The following is a 16,317-nucleotide window of genomic DNA, read 5'->3' as shown; positions in this document are numbered from 1 at the left end:
TAGCCGTTTTTTAGGGAGTAGGGAGTAGGGAGTAGGGAGCAGCGATGCAGCGCAGACCTGCGGGGGTTTCCCCCACTCGCGCTTTGCATCAAGACGGGAGCAGGAAAGAAATCCTGTATACTTTATTACTATAATAAATTCTATATATCCTTTCACCATAAGATAGTTACCGGATAACTTTCAAATGCTTTATCTTTCGTGATCACAGCCATACTCTCTGCTAAACTTTGGTTCTTCGATACCTGCTATGCTAAATTTAAGGTTGAAAAAATCAGAAAGCTTATTATACAAGCGATGCAGCGCCGACCTGCGGGGGTTTCCCCCACTCGCGCTTTGCATGGCTGACAGGGTTATGAGGCTATTTAATTAACAAGAATTTATAAATACTGCCTCTTTCCACTGCTCCGAACGCGCCCCGCGTGGCCCACGGCCTCAGTCCCTGCTCCCTAAAACTTATCCTTACTAGCTGAAAAACTGCTATATAACGACTCATCAAAATCATCTGACATTTTCACCAAAAAAATTGGGTATGTTCGCGTAGCGGAGGCCGTAGGCCACATCCCCGTCCTTCTAGGACGGCTTTTTCTGATTATTGATGTACTCTTTTAATACTTTGATGGAGGCTCCGCCAACCGATGCAGCAAAGTAGCTGGGGCTCCATAGTGCAGTTTTTCCGTTAGGTTTTGGGTATCCATCTTGTCCGTATCTGCGACTAGATACTTCTTTGAGACTATTGACTATCTGAGAAATTGATAGCTTTGGAGGGTACTCGTTCGCGTAGCGTGAGCAAAGCTCAATCAGTATGTGTACATGATCGGATTCTCCATTAAATTCCCTAGCCTCAAAATTCATCTTTGTGGCTACTTCCCTGAACGAGTTTTCAATGGCTTTGAGGCTTGTCGATGTCAGTATCTTTTGGCGGGATTTGGTTACACATATAAGCGTGCATCTGATTGCTTTGTGATACTGTGTCAATATTCCGGAATCCCATTGTTAAATCTTGTAGACTACACTATAATCCTAGTACAGACCAATACAGGATAATCAAGTGAAGGCCAGGTATCAATATCGTTTCTATCCAACTGACCAACAGAAAAACGACCTAGCCAGGTTGTTTGGCTGTGTGCGGGTTGTCTGGAACGACGCTCTGGCTATTTGCAAAAATTATGAAAAGCTCCCTAAGTCAGGGGAACTACAAAAAATAGTTATTACCCAAGCTAAGAAGACCGAAGAAAGACAATGGTTGTCTGAAGTCTCAGTAGTTCCTTTGCAGCAGTCTGTAACCGATCTGGGGATAGCTTATAAAAACTTTTTTGATTCCTGCAAAGGTAAGCGAAAAGGTCGAAAAGTTAAGCCTCCAAGGTTCAAGAAGAGAACCAACAAACAATTAGCTAGGTTGACTCGTAGGGGTTTCTCTATCCAGGGCGAGGGTATTTACTTGGCAAAGATTGGAGTAGTCAAGCCTATATGGTCTAGGCCACTACCATCAGATCCAAGTTCTGTAACTATCATCAAAGATTGTACAGATAATTATTTCTTGAGTTTTGTTGTAGATGTTGAGCCTGTCGAAATCGATGCCAAGAACCAAAGTATCGGAATTGATTTAGGTATTAAAACATTTGCCGTGATGAGTGACGGAAGCGAAGTTCGTAGCCCTGACTACTCAAGGCTGGATCGCAAGTTAAGAAAAGCTCAGAATAAATTCGCCAAGCAGCTTAAAGGGTCAAATCGCAGGGAAGTAACTCGACGAAGAATAGCCAAAATAAACAATGAAATAGCTAACAAAAGAAAAGACTTTCTGCATAAACTATCGACCAAGACTGTTGTCGAAAACCAAGTAATAGTCCTGGAAGATCTAAATGTATCAGGAATGGTCAAGAATCGTAAGTTAGCGCTTAGCTATAAGCCAGCAAGGATGGTCTGAATTTAGGACTCTTTGTCAAGCAAAATCAGACAAGTATGGAAGAGATTTTAGGATTATTGGCCGCTGGGAGCCCACTAGTCAGATTTGTTCAGATTGTGGTTTTAAATGGGGAAAACTTGATTTATCTGTTCGTTCCATTCTCTGCTTGAGTTGCGGCACTGAGCAGGATAGAGATATTAACGCTGCAAGAAATATAGATGCATGTCGGCATGGGGCATCGGCACGACCCTAAACGGACAAGGAGGGATGGTCAGACTGCTGAGACCGTAGGTCACGCTACGGGAACGGCAGCACAACCCAATGATCTGTCAAGAATCACCGTTCTTCCTTCGGCGGTGAGTATGTCAATACCGAGGATGACAACCTCTTCTCCTGTTGCTGCTGCTTCAAGTAGTTCCGCGAGTCTAGTCTCTGCTTCCTTCAACTGAATTTGCTGCATGATGATGCTTCCAGAGCCAACGGTTTGAGTATAGCCATTAGAAGGGAGCAGGGAATGCGCGAATGCGCGAATGCGCGAATCGGGAATCGGGAATCGGGAATCGGGAATCGGGAATCGACAAGAGTGTCGGAAGTGTGTGGTCAGTGCAATGGTTTTTTCAACTATTTGCTCAGTGCAATAGTTTTCTGCTTCGGAGCAGGGAATCGGGAATCGGGAATCGGGAATCGGCAAGAGTGTAGAAAGTTTGAGGCCAGTGCAACGGTTTTCAAAACTGTACGGCTAGTGCAATGGTTTTCTGATCACTATTGATTAGGAAAAGGGACTTCGGAGGGGGAGTGTCGAAACTATGTGCTCAGTGCAACGGTTTTGTGACATACTCCCGACGTTGCCCTAACGGGACAACGCGGGCTTCTTACCAACACCGGCCATTGCCTCGGTTACTCGGTAAGCTTTACTTCTGACGGGATGCCCCACCGCCAATTTCAAGATATTTTTAGCCGCATTAACATCCCTATCTGCGATATAACCACAATGGTGACAGGAATGGGTGCGGTCTTTTAGTTTTTTGGGTACTTTCTTCCCGCAGTTTGAACAGTTCTGGCTAGTATTCTTGGGATTAACTGCAACCGTTAACAGCCCAGCATTCTCGGCTTTGACTGAGAGGATTGACAGGAATTGACCCCATCCAGCGTCCAAAACTGATTTAGCCATTTTAGTCCTGGCTAGACCTTTAATGTTGAGCTTTTCATGGGCTACTAGATCGTGGTCATCTAGCAGACCGCACGCCGTCTTAAAATGAAAGTCTTTTCGGGTATCAGCTACCTTTTTATGAGCCTTCCCTAGTTTGGTTACAGCCTTTTTTCGGTTATTGCTACCAATTCTCGTTCGGCTAACGGCTTTCTGAATTTTCTTGAGCCGTTTTTGAGCTTTTCGGTAATATTGAGGAATCTCTACCTCAGTACCATCAGACTTAATCAAAAACGACTTAAGACCCATATCAATCCCCACAGGATTAGATACCTGATCAACAGGGATTAGTTCAGGTACAGTATCGTCTTGGATCGACAAGGTGATATAGTACCCATCCGCTTTACGGGTAATTGTAGCTGTCTTAATCTTGAAGCCGTCCGGGATTGACCTGTGGTAAACCATCTTGACCCACCCAAATTTAGGTAACTTTAAACGGTGGCCATCAATAGGGTTTTTCCCAAGAGAAGGGAAAGTTAAGGAACGGTACCGGCCTTTTCCTTTAAACCGAGGTCTTCCACTTATTCTACCGTTACAATCGCCCTTGAGATACCGTTTAAAGGCTAAATCTACTCGTTTAACGCAGTCCTGTAGAACGTGAGCATGAATTTCTCCGTACCACGGTCTATTTTGCTTGAGCTGGGGAAGAGTTCGTTTTTGAGAGTAGTAATCAGGATTATCCCTGAGTTCTGGGAGATGACAAACCAAAGGACATGCATTGATCGAACAGCGATTTTGTTCGTACCAGGCAAATCTGTCAGCCAATAAGTAGTTATATTGGCAGCGCAACATTTCTAACCATTTCTCTACTTGAATTACTTGAGTCTTGGTTAATCTTAATCGGTACTGGTAAGCAGCTCTCATTCTGTTTGTCCTCTGGTTTATCGACCTGTTACTATCTTAGTATATAGCTAGTCAAATTGCAAGTCATATTTCAAACAATAAAGATGACAATTCGGTTAACCGAATATGAGAAAAAGAAGCTAGAACAAGAAGCAGAACGGAGGGGAATGAATCAATTCAGTTGTACTTAAAAACTTAATAGCTCGCTTCCCTGAGCCAAGACATTCCTAATTGGTGATTCCGTTCCACTCCATCACCGGGCTATCCTTCCCGACGCCCACAATATCCGCGTAGGGCGCGGGGCTGCCGCCCATAGCTCAACTGTCGAAACTGTCGGGAGATCGGGACTCAGCTCAGCGTTCCCTCTTGTATGCATGCCTCTTGCCTCTTGTATGCATGCCTCTTGCCTCTTGCCTGTTCCCTACTTACTCACAGCTACAATAAAGTGGACTATAGTTTAAGGTAATAAATCATGGATAGTCCTACTGCAACTAGGGAAGAACTGTTTGTAAAATGGCAAGCGCTACCACCTGTATTCCAGCAACAGGTATTAGACTTCATTGATTTTCTCTTGGGCAAGTATGGACAGCAGCAGTCTGAAACTACTCCTCAAAAGCAGTTACGTCCATATGGACTCTGTATAGGCCAGTTCAAAGTCCCAGATGATTTTGATGCCCCGTTGCCAGATGAAATTCTAGACGAGTTTGAGAACTAGTGAAAATTCTGTTAGATACGCATATTTTTCTATGGTTCATCAGTGGCGACACTATGCTATCGACAGATGTTCGAGACATCATCCGCGACCCAGATAACGAAGTCTACTTGAGTGTTGTTTCAGTTTGGGAGGCAATAGTCAAATATCAACTGGGTAAGCTACCATTGCCAGAGCCACCAGATAAGTTTTTGCCAAACCAGCGTCAACTTCACCAAATTGCTAGTCTCGACCTTGATGAAGGTAGTGTTACTCAGTTATCAAAATTGCCCCTGATCCATCGCGATCCCTTTGATAGGATGCTGATCAGCCAGGCTTTGGAGAAAGGTTTGACACTAGCAACTGTGGATCGAGAAATCCGCGCTTACCAAAAAAACTTGCAGTTGAAAGTCCTCGATGTTAAGTAGAGGGATGATAACAAATGACCGAATTGATCCGGTCGTCTTTTTGATTGCTAACTTTTCTAAAGTATCTGATCAACCCTAGCATTTTCAGTTGAGATGTGAAACGATCAAAATGCTAGAGAGGTATCTGTTTAATTAAAGCATACACAAAGCGAGCAGTATATTTGATATTTGTGTCAATTTTTCCTTGACGAATGATTAATCGAGAGGGAATCGGGAATTGGGAATCGGGAATTGGGAATCGGGAATAAAGAATAGGCAAGAGGCAAGAGGCAAGAGGCAAGAGGGAAAACTGATCTTACTCCCCATCTCCCCATCTCCCCATCTCCCCATCTCCCCATCTCCCTACTCCCTACTCCCTACTCCCTACTCCCTAATAACGACGCCGGGATACGCTCGCTTCACCCAACTTACGCCAAGTATGCCAGCCCACTACGCCATCCACTTTCAAACGGTTGTTGCGTTGGAATTGAGTCACACCTAGGTAGGTATATCGGTCAAAATTGGCATTAAATCTAACAATGGTGTAGCCCAAGCTAATTAGGATCTGCTGCAAAAATCGCACCGCATCACCATTGTTACCAGGAGTCAGCACTGGCATAGTCACAGTAGTAATTGTATCAAGGGTTAGGGATGGTGGGTTATAGGGAGGATAGGGAGGATAGGAATGTTGGGCGTCAATATTGATGATTTCTTCTGAGCTTTCCATCGATGGAGCGGTTGCCATCCCTTGGTCTTGATTATCCATGGTTTCTGGTAAATTGCTCATGCTTTGATCATCCGCCATCATGGTTTGGGCAGGATTAGGAATTGGTATTTCTGAGTTGTTTTTCATGATTTGTCCTGAAGTTGTGTATAGGTTTTGGTGAACAAGCGACTATTATATTAAAGGTTTTCAATTGGGTAGGGAGCAGGGAGTAGGGAGTAGGGTGTAGGGTGTAGGGTGTAGGGTGTAGAGTGCGTAGGGTGCGTTAGGGACGGGCTCACCCTGATTTTCCGCCTCTTCGCCCCTGTTAAAGCCCGTCCCGTAACGCACCACTATTAAGGGATTAGGGTGTAGGGTGTAAGGTGTAGGGTGCGTTAGGGACAGAAAGCCTATGATTTTGAGACTCTTCGCCCCTGGTACAGCCCGTCCCGTAACGCACCACTATTAAGGGATTAGGGTGTAGGGTGTAGGGTGTAGGGTGCGTTAGGGACAGAAAGCCTATGATTTTGAGACTCTTCGCCCCTGGTACAGCCCGTCCCGTAACGCACCACTATTAAGGGTGTAGGGTGTAGGGTGTAGGGTGCGTTAGGGACAGAAAGCCTATGATTTTGAGACTCTTCGCCCCTGGTACAGCCCGTCCCGTAACGCACCACTATTAAGGGATTAGGGTGTAGGGTGTAGGGTGCGTTAGGGACAGAAAGCCTATGATTTTGAGACTCTTCGCCCCTGGTACAGCCCGTCCCGTAACGCACCACTATTAAGGGAGTAGGGTGTAGGGTGTAGGGTGTAGGGTGCGTTAGGGACAGAAAGCCTATGATTTTGAGACTCTTCGCCCCTGTTAAAGCCCGTCCCGTAACGCACCACCATATGACATACACAAGATTTTTTCCCTGTTGCCTATTGCCTTTTGCCTAAACTCCAAATATACTCTGGTTAGCTGTCTAACCTTCAATTAACCATCGCTATTTTAAGCTTCAGAAATTACAGGTGGTATTTCGGTAAAAGCTCCCTTTGTTTTTCTGTTGAATAAACCGTAACTATAACAATTTTCAATCCTAAGTGAAAAATACCTCTCTAGACAGTGGATACTAGAGGGAATTGAGAATTGAGAATTAAGAATTGAGAATCGGGAGTCGGGAGTCGGGAATCGGGAATCGGGAATCGGGAGTCGGGAATCGGAACCCACCCCTAACCCCTCCCAGGAGGGGAACGGGAATCGGGAATCGGGAGTCGGGAATCGGGAGTCGGGAATCGGGAATCGGTGGAAGAGTATGGGCTGTGGTGGAAAAATGCGAACGCGCCCCCCGTGACCAAAGGTCAATCGCATCTAGCTGTGGTCGGTAAATGCGTTCGCGTAGCGTGAGTTTCGGTCAATCGCATCTAGCTGTGATCTCGAAATGCGATCGCATCTAGCTGTGGTCTGGAAATGCGATCGCATCTAGCTGTGATCAGTAAAAGCGATCACATCTAGCTGTGGTCTGGAAATGCGATCGCATCTAGCTGTGATCAGTAAAAGCGATCACATCTAGCTGTGGTCTGGAAATGTGATCGCATCTAGCTGTGATCAGTAAAAGCGATCGCATCTAGCTGTGATCTCGAAATGCGATCGCATCTAGCTGTGATCTCGAAATGCGATCGCATCTGGCTGTGATCGGTAAATGCGATCGCATCTAGCTGTGATCAGTAAAAGCGATCACATCTAGCTGTGGTCAGTAAATGCGATCGCATCTAGCTGTGGTCTCGAAAATGCGATCGCATCTAGCTGTGATCGGTAAAAGCGATCGCATCTAGCTTTGGTCAGTAAATGCGATCGCATCTAGCTGTGATGGGTAAATGCGATCGCATCTAGCTTTGGTCAGTAAATGCGATCACATCTAGCTGTGATGGGTAAAAGCGATCGCATCTAGCTGTGGTCTCGAAAATGCGATCGCATCTAGCTTTGGTCAGTAAAAGCGATCGCATCTAGCTTTGGTCAGTAAAAGCGATCACATCTAGCTTTGGTCAGTAAAAGCGATCGCATCTAGCTGTGATGGGTAAATGCGATCGCTTAGCGTGAGTTTCGGTCAATCGCATCTAGCTGTGGTCTCGAAAATGCGATCGCATCTGGCTGTGATCTCGAAATGCGATCGCATCTAGCTGTGGTCTCGAAAATGCGATCGCATCTGGCTGTGATCTCGAAATGCGATCGCATCTAGCTGTGATCTCGAAATGCGATCGCATCTAGCTGTGATCTCGAAATGCCGCACTATTTAATGCCATTAATAATCATCATTATTATCAAAAGTTAGGTAAATAGGATTTTTTACCACACTCCCACACACCCTACACCCTACACCCTACACCCTACTCCCTACTCCCTACACCCTACACCCTACACCCTACTCCCTATACCCTACACCCTACACCCTATACCCTACACCCTACTCCCTACTCCCTCACCAAATTGTTACAAAAATTTTCAAAATATGTTATAATTGTGCGATTTTTATGCTATTATATAAGAGGGAACACTCAAAAGGAGATAAGTGAAGAGCCAGCCCACAGATGTTAGAGCGTCACGGGCTGGCTCTGGGTCTCCCACTCAAAAGGAGGTAATTTCATTATGTCTTACAGTCAACGCCTATACCCATGGGCAATCGTTCGCTTGTTACCACAGATGCAACGAGTCGTTGTCGCTCGTTTTCGTAACCGCTCCAATGCGGAGGGTCATATGACAGCCCTTAAACGCCTGATGCCCGAGGCTGAATTTGTGATTATTTTTGATATCCCTAATCCGATTGGTGAAGAAGAATATTTAGAATGAAGAATTAAGAATGTAGAATTAATTCTTCATTCTAAATAAACTCAAATAATCGGATAAAACGCATCATGCAGTATCAAGTTTTTGTTCAGAGTCAATCCGACGATAAGTTTGTGGCATCAGTCATTGGTATGCCAAATTTAACGGTTGAGGGCAGGACGGAGTCAGAAGCAATTTTGAAGGTAAAATCTGCCCTAGAAGCACAATTAATTAAGGGTAAATTTGTGACTATTGAGCTAAATTTAGACCTTCAGCCAAATGCAACTACGCCTCAGATGAGATATGCGGGAATATTTGCTAATGATCCCACATATGATGATTTGATGGAAAAACTAACTGTGATCCGGGAAGAATCAAATTCAGTAACCGATTTGCTCGCAGTTTTGCAGGAATTGTCACCAGAGCAACGTCAATTGGTTTATGACTTTGCTGAGTTTTTACTCCAAAAACAAGGAAAATCGGAAACCGAAGAATCGGCTTCTAGTTCACCATTACCACCTCGTGTTTTTGGGCTTCATGCAGGTCTTGTTGAGATAAGTGAAGATTTCGTTCGCGTAGCGTGACCAAAGGTCAATCAGCCTTTACCAGATGAGTTTTGGTTAGGAGAAAACGATCCACTGATGATGACCAATAAACAAATTCAACAAATTAATCAGCAATCGGCTTCTTGATGAAATTGTTACTAGACACCCATAGGTTATTAAAGAAGATCATGTACCAAACTGACCCACCCCGTGAAGACCCAAAGGAGCCTGGTTTGCCTGACGAATTTCACGACTTCCAACCCCAGCTATTGCGAGAAACCTGCCAACCTCCCAACTATTCTAGGCAGGAAATGTTCATTGCTACAAACCTGAATGTATATTACGACAGTCGTCATCACTTATGGCATAAGCGACCAGATTGGTTTCTGGTATTGGATGTAACTCCTGCTGAAAAACAAGAAGACCTGCGCTGGAATTATGTGGTTTGGCAGGAAGGAAGAGCGCCATTTTTGGTAGTGGAACTCCTATCACCAGGTACCGAAGCTGAAGATTTAGGACAAACCTTGAAGTCTGTCAAACAGCCACCAACCAAATGGCAAGTTTATGAACAATATATGCGCATTCCTTACTATGTAGTTTTTGACCGCTATGAAAACCAGCTGCACCTGTTTCAATTAATTGTCACTCAGTATCACGAAGCAGAGCTTTCTGAGCCCAAATTTTGGATTCCAGAACTGGAATTAGGGTTAGGAGTATGGCAGGGGAAATATCAAGAAACAGAAGGGTTGTGGCTGCGTTGGTATGATGGAGCTGGTAATTGGATTGAGACTTCAGCAGAACGGGCAGAACGATTGGCAGAAAAATTGCGTACCCTTGGGATAAATCCCGATGATTTATAGCGCTACGCGCAAGTCAGAAGTGAGAAGTCAGAAGTCAAAAGTAAGCTAGGAGTAGGTTTCGGAGTTTAGAAGCGATGCAGCGCGGTCTTGGGGAGGCAGCGCGGTCTTGGGGGTTTCCCCGGAGACGAAACCTGATTACGTTGAGCCTTTATGGTTGGTAGGCTATGCAGAAAAGGAGTAAAACTTATTGATTAGCGTGATTTGCGCGGTCTTGGGGGTTTCCCCCATGAGCGACTGCATCAAGACAAGGCGAGCCTGTCTTACGGTAACTTCTAACCATGAGCGACTGCCGTGGTTTCCCCCACTCGCGCTTTGCATCGCTGACAATGTCAAACATCTTAATGGGTAGTGCTATATAGGAGTAGTCTATGGGAACATCAAAATCCCCACCGATGGTAATTCCACATGATGTGCTGGCAGTTTTGCAGGTATTGTCGCCAAAGCAACGTCAATTAGTGTTTGACTTTGCTGAGTTCTTGCTCCAAAAGCAAAGAAAATCCGAAAGTGAAGAATCGGCTGATAGTCCGCCAATACCTGGATAAGTTGACGCTTCTGAATAGGTGGGCATTGGGCTACAATCAAAACAATGGGTTGAAAATGCTGAGTCGGTTATGAGTGTTGTAATTTCTGATGAGTTGTTGCAAGCTGCTAAACTATCGGCAGCCGATTTGAAGCTTGAGATTGCCATTATGCTATATAAACAGAAAAGAATTAGTATTGGTAAAGCCCGTGAGCTAGCTGGGATGCACCTAATTGAGTTTCAACAAGCACTCTCTAATCGGAGCATTTGTATCAATTATGACCGTGAAGATTTTCAACAAGACATTCAAACATTGAAGGAATTGGGCGATATATGATCGTGGTTAGTAACACATCACCCATTACTAATTTATCAGCGATTCAAAAAATTGATCTACTGCGGCAGCTCTATGGAGTGTTGATAATTCCTCAAGCGGTTTACAATGAGATGGTAGATCTAGCATACGAGGTTCCAGGGTCGAAAGAAGTGCAAACTCTATCCTGGATTCAGACTCGACAAGCTACGAATCGTAGCTTGGTTGCAGAACTTAGGCTTGAAATTGATGCAGGAGAATCTGAAGCGATCGCTTTAGCAATTGAACTCAACGCCAATCGATTACTGATTGATGATTATCAAGCAAGAGTAATTGCATCTCGGTTTGGATTAAAATTTACAGGTATTCTGGGAGTACTTTTAGCTGCCAAGAAACAGGGATTGATTACAGCAGTGAAACCGATTGTCGATGATCTAATCAATCAAGCCGGATTTAGAGTTAGCGATCGCTTGTATAGAGAGATTGTGCAGATGGCTGATGAAGTGCTCGAATAATAGCTGCTTAATTAAAAAAGTCGGCTCTTCTAGAGTAGTTATGATAAATTAATAGCTATAATTTTCTGATAGTCCCAACTCCCGATTCCCGACTCCCGATTCCCGACTCCCGATTCCCGACTCCCGATTCCCTACTCCCATCAACCTAGGATATGGAAGAATTAACATTATTACGTCAACTCATTGAAGAAAGAAACTATCATAAAGCCTTAGAAATTGTTGATGAACTAGAAGAAATGTCAAGGGAGGATAAATTAAATAAAATTTATAGCTATGCAGTAATTTTACTATTACATTTAATAAAGCAAGAGGTAGAAAAACGCACTACCCGCTCTTGGGAATTTTCGATTTATAATGCCAGCAAAACCATTAAACGAGTGAACAAACGGCGAAAATCAGGAGGATGTTATGCCAATCAAGAGGAATTATTAGAAATTTTAACCGATGCCTTTGAGACAGCCCTAAAAAAAGCAGCATTAGAAGCCTTAGAAGGCAGATATACAGATAGTGAACTCAAAGAAAAGATTGATGAAGAGCAAATTAAAGAGAAAGCTCTAGGTTTAATTTCGTGACATCCTCCTACACGCTTAGCGAAGCGTATAGTGTAGGGTTCCCATTCTCACAAATAGGTATTCCTGCCCAAAGCCACTTATCTAGGATTTCTCCCCCGACAGATCGACTACTTGACAGGCTGTTTCCATTTCCCGAATTGTCCACGGGTACTAATTCTAATCCTCGCCATCTCACCATCTGAGCGGCTGCATGATCTCTATGTGTCCTGTAGCCGCATTTAGGACAAAAATGTTCTCTAACCCTCAAATCTTTCTTTACTGTGATCTGACACTCAGGACAAGTCTGGCTGGTTCCACGTGGGTCTACTCGCTGAAAGTAACACCCACGTTTGAAAGCTACCCATTTGAGGAGATCTAAGAATTGACCAAAAGATGCATCAATGCAATCTTTCCTTAGCATTCCTCGATTGAGCCCTATTGTGTTGAGATCTTCAGCAAAGATTGTCTGAGCTTGATCGCAGAGCAAATGTGCTGTTTTTAGATGAAAGTCTTTGCGAGAATTTGCTATTTTTTGATGTAATCTGGCTACCTTTAGTTCGGCTTTTTCCCGGTTATTAGAACGCTTTTTCTTTCTAGCTGCTCTGCGTTGCAGCAATTTCAGCTTGCTTTGCATTGACTTGAAAAACTTAGGTCGTTCAACCGTAAAATTATCTGAAGTTGTCAGGAATTTCTCTAATCCAAGGTCAATTCCAATTGCCCTGCCTACAGCAGGATGATCAGGAATATCCACATCCAATGCTATCGATATAACAACATACCATTGTGTCTGTCTAGCCTTAGCTAAGACTCTGACCTGTTTGACCTGGAATCCTTCTGGTATTTCTCTATGAAGCCGAATAGGAACCAGGCCAATTTTAGGAAGTTTGATATGTTCGTTTTGAACTGGATTTGACTTGAATTGTGGGAACAAAAACGACTTGTACTGACCCTTTTTTTTGAATCTTGGAAAACCAAATCCTCGCTTACTCATTGCTTCCCATGAGTCATGCAACCTTCTAATAGTTGTTTGTAACACCTGGGAATGCACCCTTGACATAAACAGATTAGTTTTCTTGGCTTTGGGTAGATTGTTTTGCTGACGATGGTAACTGGGGAATGGTGTATCGGCAGGGATTATGTACTCACTCTGCAAAGAACACCTATCCACAGGACATTTACGACTTGCAATCCAGTCTTTTAACTCTCTTAATGAGTAGTTATAGACTCGTCTACAAGTCTCAAGCCATTCCTTGATGATCTGTTGTTGATCTTGGCTCGGGTAAATCCTGTATGTATAGTTCATCATTAACATAATCTTATTTTACCACAGAAAAAGACCATGGTAAATACAGATAGAGAGGGCGTCGAACCCTCTCTATCTGTCTGGGGGAGCTATAAGTCCCCCAGGCCCCCTCACTAGTTAAGAAGAGGGAGCAGGGAGCAGGGACTTCGGAGCAGGGAGCAGGGAGTGTGCGGAGATGGGGAGTCGGGAGTCGGGAGTCGGGAGTGTGGGGAGATGGGGAGATGGGGAGATGGGGAGATGGGGAGATCGGGAGTCAGATTAGTTTTCCCTCTTGCCTCTTGCCTCTTGCCTCTTGCCTCTTGCCTATTCCCTGTTCCCTATTCCCTACTCCCTATTCCCTCTTCCCTTTCACCACTGTCATCAAAAACTCCGCCAAGGTCCCCCCATCGACCCCCAACTCACTCCGCTCCTGAGCGGCTAAAATGCCCGCTTGGGCATGCCACCAGGCTGCCGTTGCCACTATTGCCTCCAAAGGATGCTCAGACAGGAGTGGCTGAGCCATCAAACCTCCCACTAGTCCCGTGAGCACATCCCCACTGCCACCTCGGGCTAGAGCTGGTGTACTTTCAGGAATTAGGGACACCGAGCCCATAGGATTTGCGATCGCACTCCTGGCTCCTTTTAACAACACCACAGACCGACTCAGTTGGGATGCCTTCTGCACGGCCTTGACTCGATCCGGTAACAGTTCTGCGGAATCAGGAAATAAACGTCGGAACTCTCCGACATGAGGGGTTAACACTGTCTGGCCTGGACGCTTCAACAAAGTGGGAATAGTGATCAGTTCCGCCAGGATATTTAAACTATCCGCATCCAAGACGATTGGGCATGGGGCAGCTAAAACCCCTTGCACTATATCCTTAGCATCCTTTGTTAAACCAGGACCACATGCGATCGCATTATAAGTCTGATTTGAAGCGTGATAGCTACCAGAGGGTTGGTGTAACTTCTCTAACACTAACTCAGGCAAAAATGCGATCGCACCCGCCGTCGTTTCTGGGCAACCAATTACCACTGCTTCTGGCAAGTGACTGACCACTAGCAGTTTGATAGACTCCGGTACTGCCATGGAAAGCATCCCCACCCCACTAGCCCGAGCCCCTAATCCCGCCAAAATTGCTGCCCCTGAATACTGTCTAGAGCCACAAATCAGCAACAGATGTCCCTGTTGGTACTTATGAGTTACCTTAGGGCGAGGTAAAGGCAAAAACTCTTTCGCAACAGTTTTTGTTACTCTGAGCAAATCTGGTGGCTCACCTAAAATGGACCAAATATCCTTGAGGGGAATACCAAAATCAATTAACTCAGCTTCACCAATATAATCCAACCCTTGGTCTTGGAGAAACGCCAACTTCCACAACCCTAAGCACAATGTCCGGGTAGCCCGAACCGCGATGCCCAAAACTTCCCCAGTATCAGTATGTAATCCCGAAGGTAAATCAATACTCACCACCGGTTGTGACCATTGATTCAACAGCTCAACCGCCTCAGCGATACTACCAGAAAGCGATCGCGTCAGTCCAAATCCGAACAAACCATCAATAATCAAGTCACACTCATACAGCGGTTCAATCTCGTCATAAAAAGGAATCCCCAAGCTAAGGGCATACCGAGCATGGTAGTCAGTCAATTCCTTCAGTTTCGACAAAGGACAGTAAATGTGGATCTCATACCCCTGTAAATAAAGTTCACGAGCAACAACTAACCCATCGCCCCCATTATGACCAGGACCAACTAACACACCCACTCGCCTATTCTCAGCCCAGGGATAAAGACGTTGAATAGAGCCAGTAATCAATCCTGCCACCTTTTCCATCAAAGCTGCTACAGGCATCCCCGCCTCAAAGATGCGCCCTTCAATCTCACGCATCTGCTCAGCAGTTACCACCACTTGTTCAATTAGTTCTCGCCGATTCTGAGACTCCATCAGTAGAATTTAGAATTATTGAATGTAGAATTTAGAATTATTGAATGTAGACTTTAGAATTATTGAATGTAGACTTTAGACTTATTGAATGTAGACTTTAGACTTATTGAATGTAGACTTTAGACTTATTGAATGTAGACTTTAGAATTTATAATTCTGCCTTTTGCCTTTTGCCTTTTGCCTTTTGCCTTTTGCCTTCTTAATTCTGCCTTTTGCCTTTTGCCTTTTGCCTTTTGCCTTTTGCCTTTTGCCTTTTGCCTTCTTCATTCTTAATTCTTAATTCTTAATTCTGCCCCTACCGACTAAAATACACCCGTGCATCCCAACCAGCAGAGCGCAAACGATTACTCCAACGTTCTGCCTCCCCCCGCTTTTTAAACGGACCAACAGCAACATGTTTACCTCTGGGGGCATCTCGTTGGATCACTAAATCCTGGGCAATCCCAATTTTAACCAATTCCGTTACCATCTCTGGTAACCTCTGAGCATTTCCAGGAATAGCCACAAAATAGCTCCTACCCCTAGATTCTCTTGAATCCTCTGGATTAGAACCAGAACTCACAGCACCACGATTCGCCAAATCTAATCCTGTTTCTGGATACACCAAACGGGAGCCATAGGTGATCGAGCCATCGGATGAAAAAGTTGGTATGTTCCTCAGATTTGTGGCACCACCATCATCAAATGCTTGTGGTTCAATGGTTATGATGCGGGCTGGAATTCCCAAAGCTTCCAAAGTGCGCAGACGGGACTGAGCATTGTAGCGATCCATAAATGTCCCCGCTTGAATCACCCCCTCTCCCTCGCGCACAAACGCTTGTGGTTCAATGTCTTGTACTTGGGATAACAACCAATAACTATCACCCACCACATCAACCCGATAGAGATTAGCGATGGGTCTTGATGGATTAGTTATTGATGGATTAGTTATTGATGGATTAGTGTCGTTGACATTTAACTGAGGAGGTAATGGTGTATTGCTTGACCGATTGGGTGAGGCGGTCGGCAAAATTAAAGGGGGAGTGTTAACCGATGGTAGAGAAGATGGCGTCATAGTTGGTAGAGGCTCCCCAAAAAATCTTGGTTCTGGTGACGTTTGGGCAGTAGCTGGCCTCAGATCCGCCATAACTGTTTGGCCAGTCAGTAGCAACAGTAGCCAACCACTTACCTTAACCAGTGTTTTAGGATTTCTGAATTGGTTAGACACTCTGATCATAATCGGTCTTGCA

The 16,317-nt window shown here is 44.7% G+C and carries 26 protein-coding genes; 12 read left to right on the top strand and 14 right to left on the bottom strand.

Annotation, left to right across the window (positions count from 1 at the left end; translation table 11 throughout):
- Positions 1-189 precede the first annotated feature (189 nt).
- Positions 190-339 carry a hypothetical protein gene (locus BJP34_RS44980; RefSeq protein WP_158517586.1) on the bottom strand — a complete coding sequence of 50 codons (150 nt, stop codon included), beginning with the start codon at positions 337-339 and terminating at the stop codon, positions 190-192.
- A gap of 231 nt (positions 340-570) precedes the next feature.
- A complete protein-coding gene (gene tnpA / locus BJP34_RS32255; RefSeq protein WP_070395859.1) occupies positions 571-978 on the bottom strand; it encodes an IS200/IS605 family transposase in 408 nt (135 codons plus the stop codon).
- Positions 979-1,048: 70 nt separating this feature from the next.
- Between tnpA and BJP34_RS32250 the strand changes: the two genes are divergently transcribed.
- On the top strand, positions 1,049-1,924 hold the full coding sequence (locus BJP34_RS32250; RefSeq protein ID WP_324610985.1) for a transposase: 876 nt from the start codon (positions 1,049-1,051) through the stop codon (positions 1,922-1,924).
- Positions 1,902-2,156 (top strand): transposase, encoded by a 255-nt coding sequence (locus tag BJP34_RS50195; RefSeq protein WP_324611101.1) that lies wholly within the window; start codon positions 1,902-1,904, stop codon positions 2,154-2,156. The genes BJP34_RS32250 and BJP34_RS50195 overlap by 23 nt, the downstream gene beginning before the upstream one ends.
- Positions 2,157-2,195: 39 nt before the next feature.
- On the opposite strand, the gene BJP34_RS46820 is transcribed toward BJP34_RS50195, so the two are convergent.
- Complete coding sequence (locus tag BJP34_RS46820; RefSeq protein WP_202972197.1) at positions 2,196-2,594, bottom strand: type II toxin-antitoxin system Phd/YefM family antitoxin; 399 nt, start codon at positions 2,592-2,594, stop codon at positions 2,196-2,198.
- 159 nt (positions 2,595-2,753) lie between these two features.
- A complete protein-coding gene (locus BJP34_RS32245; protein WP_070395858.1) occupies positions 2,754-3,974 on the bottom strand; it encodes an RNA-guided endonuclease InsQ/TnpB family protein in 1,221 nt (406 codons plus the stop codon).
- Positions 3,975-4,425: 451 nt separating this feature from the next.
- On the opposite strand from BJP34_RS32245, the gene BJP34_RS32240 reads away from it, so the two are divergent.
- Together BJP34_RS32240 and BJP34_RS32235 are read left to right on the top strand one after the other, a co-directional pair.
- Entirely contained in the window at positions 4,426-4,668 is a 243-nt protein-coding gene (locus BJP34_RS32240; RefSeq protein WP_070395857.1) for a DUF2281 domain-containing protein, read from the top strand.
- Positions 4,668-5,072 carry a type II toxin-antitoxin system VapC family toxin gene (locus BJP34_RS32235; RefSeq protein WP_070395856.1) on the top strand — a complete coding sequence of 135 codons (405 nt, stop codon included), beginning with the start codon at positions 4,668-4,670 and terminating at the stop codon, positions 5,070-5,072. The genes BJP34_RS32240 and BJP34_RS32235 overlap by 1 nt, the downstream gene beginning before the upstream one ends.
- A 195-nt stretch (positions 5,073-5,267) precedes the next feature.
- Here BJP34_RS32235 and BJP34_RS49710 read toward each other — a convergent pair whose 3' ends face one another.
- From BJP34_RS49710 to BJP34_RS44965, 6 genes are all read right to left on the bottom strand, one after another.
- Positions 5,268-5,402, bottom strand: a complete 135-nt coding sequence (locus tag BJP34_RS49710) for a hypothetical protein (protein ID WP_267876421.1) — start codon at positions 5,400-5,402, stop codon at positions 5,268-5,270.
- Positions 5,403-5,442: 40 nt separating this feature from the next.
- Positions 5,443-5,904, bottom strand: a complete 462-nt coding sequence (locus BJP34_RS32230) for a peptidoglycan-binding domain-containing protein (protein WP_070395855.1) — start codon at positions 5,902-5,904, stop codon at positions 5,443-5,445.
- Positions 5,905-5,964: 60 nt separating this feature from the next.
- Positions 5,965-6,108, bottom strand: coding sequence for a hypothetical protein (locus BJP34_RS44975; protein ID WP_229424128.1), 144 nt, complete (start codon positions 6,106-6,108; stop codon positions 5,965-5,967).
- 119 nt (positions 6,109-6,227) lie between these two features.
- Positions 6,228-6,653: a hypothetical protein gene (locus BJP34_RS41525; protein ID WP_149031292.1), complete on the bottom strand. Its 426-nt coding sequence runs from the start codon at positions 6,651-6,653 to the stop codon at positions 6,228-6,230.
- 89 nt (positions 6,654-6,742) lie between these two features.
- A complete protein-coding gene (locus tag BJP34_RS44970) occupies positions 6,743-7,102 on the bottom strand; it encodes a hypothetical protein (RefSeq protein WP_158517584.1) in 360 nt (119 codons plus the stop codon).
- A gap of 746 nt (positions 7,103-7,848) precedes the next feature.
- Complete coding sequence (locus BJP34_RS44965) at positions 7,849-7,995, bottom strand: hypothetical protein (RefSeq protein ID WP_158517583.1); 147 nt, start codon at positions 7,993-7,995, stop codon at positions 7,849-7,851.
- 382 nt (positions 7,996-8,377) lie between these two features.
- Here BJP34_RS44965 and BJP34_RS32225 point away from each other — a divergent pair, with 382 nt between their 5' ends.
- From BJP34_RS32225 to BJP34_RS32215, 3 genes are all read left to right on the top strand, one after another.
- Entirely contained in the window at positions 8,378-8,578 is a 201-nt protein-coding gene (locus BJP34_RS32225) for a hypothetical protein (RefSeq protein WP_070395854.1), read from the top strand.
- A gap of 65 nt (positions 8,579-8,643) precedes the next feature.
- Entirely contained in the window at positions 8,644-9,138 is a 495-nt protein-coding gene (locus BJP34_RS48080; RefSeq protein WP_229424127.1) for a DUF2281 domain-containing protein, read from the top strand.
- A gap of 149 nt (positions 9,139-9,287) precedes the next feature.
- Positions 9,288-9,959 carry a Uma2 family endonuclease gene (locus BJP34_RS32215; RefSeq protein ID WP_070396994.1) on the top strand — a complete coding sequence of 224 codons (672 nt, stop codon included), beginning with the start codon at positions 9,288-9,290 and terminating at the stop codon, positions 9,957-9,959.
- A gap of 162 nt (positions 9,960-10,121) precedes the next feature.
- Here BJP34_RS32215 and BJP34_RS44960 read toward each other — a convergent pair whose 3' ends face one another.
- Positions 10,122-10,277 (bottom strand): hypothetical protein, encoded by a 156-nt coding sequence (locus BJP34_RS44960; protein WP_158517582.1) that lies wholly within the window; start codon positions 10,275-10,277, stop codon positions 10,122-10,124.
- 50 nt (positions 10,278-10,327) lie between these two features.
- On the opposite strand from BJP34_RS44960, the gene BJP34_RS41520 reads away from it, so the two are divergent.
- The 4 genes from BJP34_RS41520 (at position 10,328) to BJP34_RS32200 (ending at position 11,879) form a co-directional block, all read left to right on the top strand.
- A complete protein-coding gene (locus tag BJP34_RS41520; protein ID WP_149031291.1) occupies positions 10,328-10,501 on the top strand; it encodes a DUF2281 domain-containing protein in 174 nt (57 codons plus the stop codon).
- Between the two features lie 69 nt (positions 10,502-10,570).
- A complete protein-coding gene (locus BJP34_RS32210; protein ID WP_070396993.1) occupies positions 10,571-10,816 on the top strand; it encodes a UPF0175 family protein in 246 nt (81 codons plus the stop codon).
- On the top strand, positions 10,813-11,307 hold the full coding sequence (locus BJP34_RS32205) for a DUF3368 domain-containing protein (protein ID WP_070395853.1): 495 nt from the start codon (positions 10,813-10,815) through the stop codon (positions 11,305-11,307). The genes BJP34_RS32210 and BJP34_RS32205 overlap by 4 nt, the downstream gene beginning before the upstream one ends.
- 152 nt (positions 11,308-11,459) lie before the next feature.
- Entirely contained in the window at positions 11,460-11,879 is a 420-nt protein-coding gene (locus tag BJP34_RS32200; RefSeq protein WP_070395852.1) for a DUF29 family protein, read from the top strand.
- A gap of 7 nt (positions 11,880-11,886) precedes the next feature.
- On the opposite strand, the gene BJP34_RS32195 is transcribed toward BJP34_RS32200, so the two are convergent.
- Positions 11,887-13,170 carry an RNA-guided endonuclease InsQ/TnpB family protein gene (locus BJP34_RS32195; RefSeq protein WP_070395851.1) on the bottom strand — a complete coding sequence of 428 codons (1,284 nt, stop codon included), beginning with the start codon at positions 13,168-13,170 and terminating at the stop codon, positions 11,887-11,889.
- Positions 13,171-13,328: 158 nt separating this feature from the next.
- Here BJP34_RS32195 and BJP34_RS48075 point away from each other — a divergent pair, with 158 nt between their 5' ends.
- Entirely contained in the window at positions 13,329-13,574 is a 246-nt protein-coding gene (locus tag BJP34_RS48075) for a hypothetical protein (RefSeq protein ID WP_193431365.1), read from the top strand.
- Here the strand turns inward: BJP34_RS48075 and BJP34_RS32190 are convergent.
- Both BJP34_RS32190 and BJP34_RS32185 read right to left on the bottom strand, forming a co-directional pair.
- The gene (locus BJP34_RS32190; RefSeq protein WP_070395850.1) at positions 13,493-15,088 is read right to left on the bottom strand and encodes a bifunctional ADP-dependent NAD(P)H-hydrate dehydratase/NAD(P)H-hydrate epimerase; all 1,596 of its coding nucleotides are present in this window, start codon (positions 15,086-15,088) and stop codon (positions 13,493-13,495) included. The two genes, BJP34_RS48075 and BJP34_RS32190, sit on opposite strands and share 82 nt — an antisense overlap.
- Positions 15,089-15,383: 295 nt before the next feature.
- Positions 15,384-16,304, bottom strand: a complete 921-nt coding sequence (locus BJP34_RS32185) for a hypothetical protein (protein ID WP_070395849.1) — start codon at positions 16,302-16,304, stop codon at positions 15,384-15,386.
- Positions 16,305-16,317 lie beyond the last annotated feature (13 nt).

Origin of the sequence: Moorena producens PAL-8-15-08-1 (assembly GCF_001767235.1) — a bacterium.
In the GTDB taxonomy this organism is placed as follows: domain Bacteria; phylum Cyanobacteriota; class Cyanobacteriia; order Cyanobacteriales; family Coleofasciculaceae; genus Moorena; species Moorena producens_A.
The sequence above is the reverse complement of the archived record's forward strand: the minus strand, read 5'-3'. Positions and strand labels throughout refer to the sequence as shown.